The following is an 11475-nucleotide window of genomic DNA, read 5'->3' on the forward strand; positions in this document are numbered from 1 at the left end:
AGCTATGTGGCCCGCGCCATATGCTCCGCAATCCTGCCCCTCAGCCACCGCTCCGCCGGGTCGTTGTCATGCACCCCGCTCCACACCATCGACAGCTCCGCCGCATCAATCGCAAACGGCGGGTCCTCGGCGCGCAGGCGTGTGCCTTCGGTCAGCGCGCACGCGGCGTAATCCGGCACGGTCGCGATAATCTGCGTCCCCGCCAGCAACGCCCGTAACCCGCTGAACTGCGGCACCGCCAGCACCACGCGGCGCGAGCGGCCGATGCGGGCCAGGTCCAGGTCGATATTGCCGCTCAGGTCACCGGAGAACGACACCATTGCATGGGGCCTGGCGCAGTAATCATCCAGGGTCAGCGGCGCCTCGCCGTCATCGCCGCGCAGGACCTTGCAGGGGATATCGCGCAGTTTCTTGCGCTTGGCATTGGCCGGCAGATCGGTGGTGTAGCTGACCCCCACGGAGATTTCACCGCTGGCCAGCAGCGAAGGCATCAACAGGTAATTGGCGCGGCGCACCACCACGATGATGCCTGGCGCTTCTTCGCGCAGGCGGCTGAGTAACGACGGAAACAGCCCGAACTCCGCATCATCGGACAGGCCGATACGAAACACCGCGCAGCTGGTGGAGGGGTCGAAATCCTTGGCGCGGCTGACGGCGCCCGAGATGGTGTCCATGGCAGGTTGCAGCTCCTTGAGTATCGCCAGTGCACGCGCCGTGGGTTCCATGGCACGGCCGTTACGCAGCAGCAACGGGTCGTCGAACAAATCGCGCAAACGGCCCAGCGCGGCGCTCACTGCCGGTTGGCCGATAAACAGTTTTTCGGCGACTCGGGTCAGGTTTTTCTCGAACATCAAGGCTTCGAAAATCACCAGCAGGTTCATATCGACGCGGCGCAGATCGTTGCGGTTCATGGGCGCTATCCAAACGTTTTCCAGGGGGCCAGGGAAGCATGCACTGCACGCCTGGGATTGCATAGCTGTGCTGTCTTTTCCGGCACCGCACCTGGCGAAATTAACAACGATTAACTCGTCAGCCAGGCGCTCCGGCAACAAGATGAAGCGCGTCTACACTGCACCCATCCACCGGGAACGTTCCCATCGACTGCGGATATTTGTCATGGCCCGACTCGAGCAATATTCCCCCCGGTTGCCCGCCACCGGTGGCCTGTGCCCCCGGCGCGAGCGCATCGCCAAGCAACTGATCCTCGCCAACCTCGGCGAAAGCCTGGCGATCGCCGACCTGGCCCAGGCCTGCGCCTTGTCGCGCAGCCATTTTTCCCGCGCCTTCAAGTGCACCACCGGGCTGTCGCCCCAGGAATGGATTCGCCAGCAACGCATCCAGCGCGCCAAGGAACTGATTACCGGCTCGTCCCTGAGCCTCACACAGATCAGCCTGGAATGTGGCTTTTGCGACCAGGCGCACTTCTGCCATATGTTCACCCGCAGCGAAGGCGTCAACCCGATGACCTGGCGAAATCACCACTCGCGCAGCAAACCTGATGTGATCGCTGCCTAGTGGTCTGCACGTACCTGGAATATGCTGGTCGCTCCCTTCCTCCAGAACCTGGGCAGCCATGAATGACTTGAGCGACCAGGCCGTGCATTTCGGCCCCTACCGCATCCACCCGCGCCAGCGCCTGGTGCTGGAGGCCGGCCGCCCGCTGCGCCTGGGGCGGCGGGCGGTGGACATTCTGCTGATCCTGCTGGAGCACGCCGGCAATGTGGTGAGCAAACAGGAGTTGATCGCAAGGGTCTGGCCCAAAAGCGTGGTGGAAGACGGCAACCTGCGTGTGCACATGGCTGCGTTGCGCAAGGCGCTGGGCGACGGCCAGGCCGGGCAGCGCTATATCGTCACGGTCGCCCAGCGCGGCTACAGTTTTGTTGCGCCACTGAGCATCGAACCCATGACGCTGCCCACCGACGGTGCGCCCCAACGCCCCAGCCATAACCTGCCCCTGCGGCGCACGCGCATGATCGGCCGCCAAGCGCTGATCGACGCCCTGGTACAACAACTGCCGCAGCAGCGCTTTATCACCCTGACCGGCGCCGGTGGCATCGGCAAGACCACCGTCGCTCTACGGGTCGCGGAATTGCTGATCGGGCATTACCGCGACGGTATTCACCTGCTGGACCTGGCGCCGCTCAGTGCCGCGTCCATGATCCTGCCCAACCTCGCCGCCCTGCTCGGCCTGACACCGGGCGAGAATGCCTCCCTGGCCAGCCTCGCCCGCAGTCTGCAGGCACGCCAGATGCTGCTGGTGATCGACAACTGCGAGCACCTGCTCGACGACATCGCCCTGATCAGTGAAACCCTGCTGCGCCATGCACCGCACCTGCACATCCTCACCACCAGCCGCGAAGCCCTGCGCGCCGAAGGTGAATATGTGCAGCGCCTTGAGCCGCTGGCCTGCCCGCCCGCCACCGGCAACCGCGCCCAGGCCCTGGGTTACCCGGCCATGCAATTGCTGATCGAGCGCGCCATGTCCCACCAGGAGAGCTTTGCCCTCAGCGACGCTGAACTGCCCCTGGCGATTGATATCTGCCAGCGCCTGGACGGCATTCCCCTGGCGATCGAACTGGTGGCCGCGCAAATCGAACGGTTTGGCTTGCCGGGCCTGCTGGTGCAGATGGAAGACAACTTTCGCCTGCTGACCCGCGGCCGACGCAGCGCCCTGCCCCGCCAGCAGACCCTGCGCGCCACGCTCGACTGGAGCTTTGACCTGCTCACGGCGTGCGAGCAAATCTGCCTGCGCCGCCTGGCGGTCTTCCGTGGCGGCTTCAGCCTGGTCAGCGCAGCGGCGGTGATCGCCGGGGAGCAAGTGGCCCCCGCCGAAGTGCTGGGCTCCATTACGCAACTGGTGGCCAAGTCGTTGTTGAACGTGGAAGCAAGCGATGACGAGATGGTCTATCGCCTGCTGGACATCACCCGCACCTACGCCCTGGAAAAGCTCAGCCAGGCCTGCGAACTGCATGCCACACGAGAGCGCCACGCTGCACGCTGCCTGGCGCTGATGGAACAGGCCCAGGGCGACTGGGACCTGATCGCCACACAGCCGTGGATCGACCGTTACGCACCGCTGCGCGAAGACGTGCGTGCCGCCCTCGACTGGGGCTTTGCCGATGGCGGTGCGCAGTTGCTGGCTATCCGCCTGACGGTCAGCGCGATGCCACTGTGGCAAGAGTTGTCGTTGCTGCGAGAGCACGGCGGCTATGTGGACCAGGCGCTGGCGCTGATCGGCCAGGTCACCGCGCCCTGCACGCAATTGACCCTGCAACTGCAATTGGCCCTGGGCAGCCTCTCCTACCACGCCATGGGCGCCGCACCTCGGACCATTGCGGCATTCGAGGGTGCCGCACGCCTGGCCGAGACAACCCAGGACCTTGGCGGCCAGTTGCGGGCGGTCTCCGGGCTGATGGCGGTGAACCTGTGCGCCGGGCGCTACGGCCCAGCGCAGGCGCTGAGTGTGCAGTTCGAACGCCTCGACCCACGCACCGAGCCGTTGCTGGGCCTTAGCGCGCAGCGGTTGCGTGCGCTGGGCCAGCATTACACCGGCAACCAGACGCTCGCCCGGCACCACGCCGAGCAGGTGCTGCAGCGCATGTCCCAAAGCGGTCACGTGAACCGCTTTGCCTTCGGGGTTGGCGTGCAGTACGACCAGGGCGTCGCCTCCTTGACCGTGCTGGCGCGAATCCTGTGGTTGCAGGGCTTTCCCGAGCGCGCCTGGCGCACCGCCAGTCAGGCGCTGGAGTTGGCGCTACAGATCAACCACGGCACCTCGATCTGCTACACCCTGGCCCTGGCTGGGGTGGTGATCGCCCGCTACAACGGCGCCGAAGACGACGCCCAAGCCCTGCAAAGGCTGCTGCTGGAGCAGTCGCACAAGCATTCTGTGCAGTTGTTCCAGACCTGGGCCGGGCATTACGCCGGTATTCTTGGCCAACCGGATTGGCAGGGCCTGGGCCTGATCCAAGACACCTTGATCACCTTCGGCACCCATGCTGTGGATGTGCCAACCCTGGAACGCGCGCGCAGTGGCGCGGCGGGCTGGTGCGCCCCGGAGATTCTGCGGGTGTACGCCTTGCAGCTAGAGGATGAGCACACCACTGAAACCCTGCTGCTGGAGGCGCTGGGCCTGGCGCACCAGCAAGGAGCCCTGGCCTGGGAGCTGCGCTGCGGCGCAGCCCTGGCGCTACTGTGGCAACAGCAGGGGCGCATTCAGCTCGCCAGGGACTTACTCAGTTCAATCCACGCACGTTTCAGCGAAGGCTTCGCCACTCAGGATCTACTGCGCGTGCGCTGCCTGCTCGACGAGTTGCAGGACAAACGGCCGGCCTGAGAACGCCCCCAGGCAAGGCGCGTAGCCCTGCTGCAAACGCGCGACCTGACGCGGGTCGCGCAGTTGCCCCAAAGCGTAGCTGCGCACACAGTTGAGCAGCCGATAGCGCGCCGGACCCAGGCCGGGCTCGACGCTCAGCAGCGAGACGTTGACCAGGCGCGCCAGCAGGTAAGACAGGTCGGCATGTTCGAGCTCGGTACCGGTCACTAGGTCACTCAGGGTGGGTAAGGTGACTGCCATCTTGAACAGACTCAATTGCAGAAACAGCCAGCACTCCGGCAGGCTCAAGCGCTCGTAGCTCCAATCCAGGGCCGCGGTCAGTGAGCGATGGCGCTCCACTGCCGTGCGGCGCCCACGGGCCAGCACTTGCAAGCCTGTGCGTACTTGCGTCTGCACACCGCCGATGCCCAACGCATCCACCTGGGCGGCCGCCAATTCCAGGGCCAACGGCAGGCCGTCCAGACGCCGACACAGGTCGCCCAGCGGCGCCAGGTCCTGAGGCCGCAAATCAAACCCCTGCTGATTGGCACGCGCGCGCGCCACGAACAGTTGCACCGCAGGACAGGCCATCGCCTGCTCGACATTGGCCAACGCCTTTGGCGACGGCACTGCCAGCCGAGGCACGCGCACTATCCACTCGCCAGGGGCCAGCAAGGCTTCGCGACTGGTGATCAGCACGCTGATGCCCGGCGCCGCCTCGCGCAGCGCACGCATCAGTTGTCGACACGCGCCCAGCAGCAGGTCAGCGCCGTCGAGTACCAGCAACACGTGGCGCGAGGCCAGGCGCCGGCCCAGTTCGTTGAGGCTCGCGGGCGTCGAATGCAACTGCAACACCCTGGCCAGGCTACCGAGCAGTTCGCTCGGGGTTTGCACAACGGCCATGTCGACCCACCATACGCCGTCGCGATAACGCGGCAATACCCGCTCGGCCAGGGCCAGGGCCAGCGTGCTCTTGCCAATGCCGGCCACGCCGGTGAGGGTCAATAACCGCTGCACAGGCAACCGCCGCGCCAGCACGCCCACCAGTTCATCTCGCCCCCACACCGGGCTGAGCCGTGCAGCCAGGTTGTGCTGAGGCAGCAGCGTCGGCAGCGCGTCCTGCGCAGGCGCAGCGAAGCAGTAACCGCGCTGGGGGTGATTGAGGATCCAGCGTTGGCCGTCAAGGGCACGACGCAGCGCGGCGATATGCACACGCAGGTTGCTGTCTTCAACGACGCTGTTGGGCCACACCCGTTCGATCAAGGTCGCCTTGCTGACGAAGTGCCCGGGCGCTTCGAGCAGTACTGCGAGAATATCCAAGGCTCGCCCGCCCAGTGGCACCGGCCAGCCCGCCTTGCTGACCAGGCGCTGCTGCCGATGAAAGGTGTAGGGGCCAAAGCTCACCGCCGTACCATTTTGCATGTCCGTCAAAGCGCTGAAACACCCGTGCTTGAGTGCCTGCGCATCCTTTTTCCATGGGCTCGACGCTATCTTGCCAGTTGGCGATGACAGGACAATGCTGGCACGGGGAGCGATACGGACAATCGGGTGCCTGAGACGGACATGGTGTCGTTAACTGAACTGTTGTCGGTATTGGGTAGGGTTCAGCCCGAGCTTTTCGCTGAACAGAAAACGCATATGCCGCACGCTGCCAAAGCCTGCGTGGAAGGCCACGGTCTTGAGCGGCAGGTCGGTGGTTTCCAGCAGGTGCCGGGCCCGGTCGATGCGCGCGCCCTGCAGGAACGCCATGGGCGTCATCTGCACGTCCTTGGCGAACAGCCGCGCGAAGTGGCGTGCGCTCATTCCGGCCAACTCAGCCATGGACTCGATGGTAAAGGGTTGATCCAGATGCGCCAGGACGTGGTTCTGCACGCGAGTGATCGGAGTTTCCTGAGGCGCCACGGCGGCAGTCATCGGGCTGAACTGGGCCTGGCCGCCCTGGCGCTTCATCACCACCAGCAGCACTTTGGCCACATCCACCGCCACTTGCTTGCCATGGTCCTGGGCAACGACCGACAGGGCCAGGTCGATACCCGCAGTGACGCCGCCAGAGGTGATCAGCCGCCCGTCCTGCAAATAGATGCGATCGGTCTCGACGATGGCGTTGGGAAACGCCTTGATCAACCGCTCGGTGTAGTGCCAATGGGTGGTCACGCGGTGCCCGTCGAGCAAACCTGCGTGGCCGAGCACAAAAGCGCCGGTGCAGATCGAGCCAAAACGCCGAGCCCGTGGCGCCGCAGCTTTGAGCCAGGGCAACAACGCGGGGTGGCATTCGTTATAGGCGCCGGGGCCGCCCGGCACCAACAGCAGGTCATAAGCCGCCTGGGCCTGTTCCAACAGCAGGTCGGTCTGCACGCTCACGCCATTGGAGGCCTGCAACGGACCGGGCTCAGTGCCGATGGTCAGGATCTGGTAGTGGTCGGCCGCCGGCAGGTAGCGGTTGGCAATCGAAAACACTTCCAGCGGCCCGGCCATATCGAGCAGCAGGAAGTCCGGGAACAGCGCCATGGCCACGGTTTTCATAAGCGGGAAACGTCCATCGAAAAGGAGTGCGACGGGCATTATGGCACGACTTTAACTGTCAACTTAAAAGAGACAGTTATTCTATTTTCATCTTCTTAATCAATCATTCGTTAACCATTAACCTTCTTCTCAACGCAAGCGCTCTGCATCTCGCAGCCCGCGCTCACTTGAGGACTGGACCCATGCTGACCCTTCGCAAAGCTTCCGAACGCGGCGCCGCCAATCACGGTTGGTTGAAGTCGTTCCACACCTTCTCTTTCGCCAACTACTGGAACCCCAAGGAACAGGGTTTTTCCGACCTGCTAGTGATCAACGACGACCGCGTCGCCGCAGGCAAAGGCTTCGGCCAGCACCCGCACCGTGACATGGAGATCTTCTCCTACGTGCTCGAAGGCGCGCTGGAACACAAGGACACCCTGGGCACCGGCTCGGTGATCCGCCCCGGCGATGTGCAACTGATGAGCGCGGGCAGCGGCGTAGCCCACAGTGAGTTCAACCACAGCCAGCGTCATGGCGTGCACTTCCTGCAAATCTGGATCGTGCCCAACGAAGCAAGCGCCAAGCCGCGCTATCAGCAGGAGCACTTCACAGAAGCGCAAAAACGCGGGCGTTTGCAGTTGATCATCTCGCCGGAGGGCGCCAACGGTTCGCTGAAAGTGCGCCAGGACGCACGGGTGTATGCCGGGCTGTTCGACGCTGACGAAAGTGCCCGCCTGGAGCTGGCACCGGATCGCTACGCCTACATCCATGTGGCGCGCGGCAGCGTTGAACTCAACGGCCAGCGCTTGCAGGAAGGCGACGGTGTACGCGTACGGGACGAACGCCAGATCCGCCTCAGCCACGGCGAAGACGCTGAAGTACTGGTGTTTGACCTGCGCCCCAACGAACTGCCGCAAATGCCATGACGGCCGCAGTGGTGGTCCCGCCAGCGGGACCATCGTTGGCATCGATAGTCACCATCAGCGCAATGAAGTTCTCTAAAAAAATGCAACGCGTAACATCAAACCCATGCCAAACGGCACCCAACTAAAACACTCGGAGCACATCATCATGAAACGCCAACTCTTGCTTAGCCTCGCTTTCTCGGTACTCGCTGCAAACGCTTTTGCCCACCCGGTTGTCGCTGAAGGCGGCGCGGATCGCCTGATAGAAACCCGTGTTGCCGAAGGTGGCGCGGATCGTCTGCAAGAACGTGGTTTGGCTGAAGGCGGTGCTGATCGTCTGCAGGAACGTGGCCTGGCTGAAGGCGGTGCTGATCGCTTGCAGGAACGTGGTCTGGCTGAAGGCGGTGCTGATCGTCTGCAGGAACGTGGCCTGGCTGAAGGCGGTGCTGATCGTCTGCAGGAACGTGGCCTGGCTGAAGGCGGTGCCGATCGTCTGCAGGAACGTGGTCTGGCTGAAGGCGGTGCCGAGCGTCTGCTGAGCACCCACGTATAACCCCGCACTGTTGGCGGGACACCCCAAACCGGCCTGATCAGCCGGTTTTTTTTCGTCTTCGATTTGCCTGGGTATCCACACGATGTCGACTGAAGCGCTAAGCCGTGCCTCAACCCGGCAGCGGAATTACCCGCAGCGGCCTTACCGACTTGTAGGAAAAACTCGAATAGATCTCCTTGACGCAAGGCAAGGTCTGCAAGACCTCTCGGGCAAATTCACCGAACGATTCCAGGTCCTTGGCCACCACTTCCAGCAAAAAATCATAGCGCCCAGAGACGTTATGGCACGCCACAATTTCTGGGATGGCCAACAGACGTTGCTCGAACGCCCGGGCAATTTCCTGGGTGTGGCTTTCCATCATGATGCTGACGAACGCGGTCACCCCGTAGCCCAGTGCCTTGGGCGAGAGAATCGCCTGGTAGCCACTGATCACCCCACTTTCTTCCAAGGTGCGCACCCGACGCCAGCACGGTGAAGTGGTGAGCGCCACCCGCTCGGCCAACTCGGCCACGGTCAGGCGGGCATTGCCCTGCAACGCGTTCAAAAGGGCTTTATCGGTGCGGTCCAGCTTGATGGGCATAACGTGCCTCTAATCATTATTTTTATCGGTGTTTGATCCACAAACGCAGGTTTTTCTGGGTTTTTTTGCAAGGTTCATCCGTGGTTATGAGCATAGCATTGTAGGAAATAAGGAGCGCCCGACATGCACAATAAACACACCACATTCGGCTTTTCCACCCGTGCCATACACCACGGCTATGACCCCCAGGACCACCACGGCGCGCTCGTCCCGCCGATCTATCTATCTGCGACCTTCGCCTTTCCCACCGTCGAATACGGCGCCGCCTGCTTTGCCGGCGAAGCCAGCGGCCACTTCTATACGCGCATTTCCAACCCGACCCTGGCCCTGCTGGAGTCACGCATGGCCAGCCTGGAAAACGGCGAGGCCGCCGTGGCGTTCAGCTCCGGCATGGGCGCGATTGCCGCGACGTTCTGGACCCTGTTGCGCCCGGGCGACGAGATCATCGTCAGCCAGACGCTCTATGGTTGTACGTTCGCCCTGCTGCACCACGGCCTGAGCGAATTCGGCATCAAGGTGCGGCATGTCGACCTGACCGACCTCACCGCCCTGCAAGCAGCGTTCTCCCCGGCCACCCGCATGCTCTACTGCGAGACCCCGGCCAACCCCAACCTGCGCCTGATCGACATCGCCGCCGTGGCCGAACTGGCCCATCAGCAGCCGAATGTCACCGTGGTGGTCGATAACACCTATTGCACTCCCTATCTGCAACGTCCCCTGGAACAGGGTGCCGATGTGGTGGTGCACTCGGCCACCAAATACCTCAGTGGCCACGGCGACATTACCGCAGGCATCGCGGTGAGCAACCAGGCCCTGGCGCAGCGCATTCGCCTGCAAGGGCTCAAGGACCTGACCGGCGCGGTGATGTCGCCCCAGGACGCCGCATTGCTGATGCGCGGCCTCAAGACCCTGGGCCTGCGCATGGACCGCCATTGCAGCAACGCCCAAGCGGTGGCCGAGGCGCTGCAGGCGCACCCTGCGGTGCAGTGGGTAACCTACCCCGGTCTGCGTTCTTTCCCACAATACGAACTGGCAAACCGGCAAATGAAACTGCCTGGCGGCATGATCGCCTTTGAACTCAAGGGCGGCCTCGAAACCGGCCAGCGCTTCATGAACGCTCTGCAACTATTCACCCGCGCAGTCAGCCTGGGGGATGCCGAATCACTGGCCCAACACCCGGCGAGCATGACCCACTCCACTTACACCCCCGAACAACGGGTGCAGCACGGTATCAGCGAGGGCCTGGTGCGTTTGTCGGTGGGGCTTGAAGACGTCGCCGACCTGCTGGCCGATATCCAACAGGCCCTGGCCAAGTGCAGCGCTGCCAACCTGCGGCCCATTGCGACAGCGGCGTATGCGATGAAATAGCGTCCAACCCCATGGGTTATGCGGTGCCTGGGCGGCGGTCGGAAGGATCCGACTGCCGCTCTGCCTGTTTAATGTTTTTTTTCGCAGATTGGATCCCCCTCCTTTAGCCAGGCTGTACTAGCATGTCAGCGGCGGGACGCACTATCACTGCAGGTTATTCACATTAGTTACCTTCTTAACCCCCGTCGCTATAAGGCCCGATACCTGCACGAAACTCATGGACGAATTGATGAACTCACACCTGTTCCCACAGATAGGCAAGGTCATCGCCAGCACCGGCAGCCGCCATTTCCCACGCATGCTGCATGACCTGATCCTCACCCAATTGGCAGTGGACGCCACCCATATCACCCAATTGCAAGTCAGCCGCGAAGGCCTTGGCCGCCGCAAGATCAGCCCGGTGTACACCGATTCGGTGGCGGCCCTGGGCAGCGAGCAACTCGCCGCACAACTGCACCTCACGCGCCGCAAGGACGATGTGCGCTATGTGCTGTCGGTGTATCGCTCGCACCCGTCCGACAGCTTTTCTGCGCAAGAGCGCAGCATGCTCCAGGACTTCTCCACGCTGTTGCTGCCCATGGTGGAAAAACACATCACCGCGCTGCAGCCCTCGCTCCCGGACAGCCCGTGCGCAGTGCCTCAACCCCAGGGCATCGACACCTTGCGCCGACGCATCCAGGAGCGCCTGGTGCAATCGGGGCTGACCTTGTCCAACCGTGAACTGGAAGTGTGCGTAGGCCTGCTGGCCGGGCGCACCGCGCCGGAGTTGGCCGAGCAATTGGCGTTGAAGGTCAACACCATCGAGAGCTACCTCAAGCGTGCGGCGATCAAGTTGGGGATCAGCGGACGGCACTCGTTGTTGCGGTGGATGTACTCGACCGAAGACTAAGATCGTTCCCACGCTCCGCGTGGGAATGGATCCCGTGACGCTCTGCGTCACCGTGGACGCAGAGCGTCCATGGCGGCGTTCCCACGCGGAGCGTGGGAACGATCAGCACATCACCGCGCTGCAGCCCTCGCTCCCGGACAGCCCATGCGCAGTGCCTCAACCCCGGGGCATCGACACCTTGCGCCGACGCATCCAGGAGCGCCTGCTGCAATCGGAGCTGACCTTGTCCAACCGTGAACTGGAAGTGTGCGTAGGCCTGCTGGCCGGGCGCACCGCGCCGGAGTTGGCCGAGCAATTGGCGTTGAAGGTCAACACCATCGAGAGCTACCTCAAGCGTGCGGCGATCAAGTTGGGGATCAGCGG

General features: G+C 63.3%; 10 protein-coding genes and 1 pseudogene. 7 read left to right on the forward strand and 4 right to left on the reverse strand.

What is annotated here, in order from left to right:
• Positions 1-2: 2 nt before the first annotated feature.
• Positions 3-911 carry a LysR family transcriptional regulator gene (locus tag GIV26_RS09465; protein ID WP_003191909.1) on the reverse strand — a complete coding sequence of 303 codons (909 nt, stop codon included), beginning with the start codon at positions 909-911 and terminating at the stop codon, positions 3-5.
• A 205-nt stretch (positions 912-1116) separates the two neighbouring features.
• Here GIV26_RS09465 and GIV26_RS09470 point away from each other — a divergent pair, with 205 nt between their 5' ends.
• Both GIV26_RS09470 and GIV26_RS09475 read left to right on the forward strand, forming a co-directional pair.
• Complete coding sequence (locus GIV26_RS09470; RefSeq protein WP_034127392.1) at positions 1117-1515, forward strand: helix-turn-helix domain-containing protein; 399 nt, start codon at positions 1117-1119, stop codon at positions 1513-1515.
• A gap of 58 nt (positions 1516-1573) precedes the next feature.
• Positions 1574-4336 (forward strand): ATP-binding protein, encoded by a 2763-nt coding sequence (locus GIV26_RS09475; RefSeq protein WP_236280241.1) that lies wholly within the window; start codon positions 1574-1576, stop codon positions 4334-4336.
• Here GIV26_RS09475 and GIV26_RS09480 read toward each other — a convergent pair.
• Positions 4283-5737, reverse strand: coding sequence for a winged helix-turn-helix domain-containing protein (locus GIV26_RS09480; protein WP_236280243.1), 1455 nt, complete (start codon positions 5735-5737; stop codon positions 4283-4285). The two genes, GIV26_RS09475 and GIV26_RS09480, sit on opposite strands and share 54 nt — an antisense overlap.
• Positions 5738-5887: 150 nt before the next feature.
• The gene (locus tag GIV26_RS09485) at positions 5888-6838 is read right to left on the reverse strand and encodes a GlxA family transcriptional regulator (RefSeq protein ID WP_038450439.1); all 951 of its coding nucleotides are present in this window, start codon (positions 6836-6838) and stop codon (positions 5888-5890) included.
• 182 nt (positions 6839-7020) lie between these two features.
• Between GIV26_RS09485 and GIV26_RS09490 the strand changes: the two genes are divergently transcribed.
• Complete coding sequence (locus GIV26_RS09490; protein WP_236280245.1) at positions 7021-7743, forward strand: pirin family protein; 723 nt, start codon at positions 7021-7023, stop codon at positions 7741-7743.
• Positions 7744-7888: 145 nt separating this feature from the next.
• Positions 7889-8275, forward strand: a complete 387-nt coding sequence (locus GIV26_RS09495; RefSeq protein WP_078467263.1) for a hypothetical protein — start codon at positions 7889-7891, stop codon at positions 8273-8275.
• A 109-nt stretch (positions 8276-8384) separates the two neighbouring features.
• Here the strand turns inward: GIV26_RS09495 and GIV26_RS09500 are convergent, their stop codons facing one another.
• Positions 8385-8855, reverse strand: coding sequence for an Lrp/AsnC family transcriptional regulator (locus tag GIV26_RS09500; protein WP_014718112.1), 471 nt, complete (start codon positions 8853-8855; stop codon positions 8385-8387).
• A 123-nt stretch (positions 8856-8978) separates the two neighbouring features.
• Between GIV26_RS09500 and GIV26_RS09505 the strand changes: the two genes are divergently transcribed.
• From GIV26_RS09505 to GIV26_RS09515, 3 genes and pseudogenes are all read left to right on the forward strand, one after another.
• Positions 8979-10223, forward strand: a complete 1245-nt coding sequence (locus tag GIV26_RS09505) for a methionine gamma-lyase (protein ID WP_236280247.1) — start codon at positions 8979-8981, stop codon at positions 10221-10223.
• A gap of 229 nt (positions 10224-10452) precedes the next feature.
• Positions 10453-11112, forward strand: a complete 660-nt coding sequence (locus GIV26_RS09510) for a helix-turn-helix domain-containing protein (protein WP_198791240.1) — start codon at positions 10453-10455, stop codon at positions 11110-11112.
• Between the two features lie 100 nt (positions 11113-11212).
• A pseudogene (locus GIV26_RS09515) lies at positions 11213-11475 on the forward strand (LuxR C-terminal-related transcriptional regulator); the annotation flags it as partial.

This window comes from Pseudomonas sp. PA-1-3F (genome assembly GCF_021609665.1).
Lineage (GTDB): Bacteria > Pseudomonadota > Gammaproteobacteria > Pseudomonadales > Pseudomonadaceae > Aquipseudomonas > Aquipseudomonas paracarnis.

Excerpts from the sequence above, each read along its gene's own strand:
- GIV26_RS09465 (WP_003191909.1), bottom strand. The coding sequence starts at position 911 with ATGAACCGCAACGATCTGCGCCGCGTCGATATGAACCTGCTGGTGATT.
- GIV26_RS09470 (WP_034127392.1), top strand. The coding sequence starts at position 1,117 with ATGGCCCGACTCGAGCAATATTCCCCCCGGTTGCCCGCCACCGGTGGC.
- GIV26_RS09475 (WP_236280241.1), top strand. The coding sequence starts at position 1,574 with ATGAATGACTTGAGCGACCAGGCCGTGCATTTCGGCCCCTACCGCATC.
- GIV26_RS09480 (WP_236280243.1), bottom strand. The coding sequence starts at position 5,737 with ATGCAAAATGGTACGGCGGTGAGCTTTGGCCCCTACACCTTTCATCGG.
- GIV26_RS09485 (WP_038450439.1), bottom strand. The coding sequence starts at position 6,838 with ATGAAAACCGTGGCCATGGCGCTGTTCCCGGACTTCCTGCTGCTCGAT.
- GIV26_RS09490 (WP_236280245.1), top strand. The coding sequence starts at position 7,021 with ATGCTGACCCTTCGCAAAGCTTCCGAACGCGGCGCCGCCAATCACGGT.
- GIV26_RS09495 (WP_078467263.1), top strand. The coding sequence starts at position 7,889 with ATGAAACGCCAACTCTTGCTTAGCCTCGCTTTCTCGGTACTCGCTGCA.
- GIV26_RS09500 (WP_014718112.1), bottom strand. The coding sequence starts at position 8,855 with ATGCCCATCAAGCTGGACCGCACCGATAAAGCCCTTTTGAACGCGTTG.
- GIV26_RS09505 (WP_236280247.1), top strand. The coding sequence starts at position 8,979 with ATGCACAATAAACACACCACATTCGGCTTTTCCACCCGTGCCATACAC.
- GIV26_RS09510 (WP_198791240.1), top strand. The coding sequence starts at position 10,453 with ATGAACTCACACCTGTTCCCACAGATAGGCAAGGTCATCGCCAGCACC.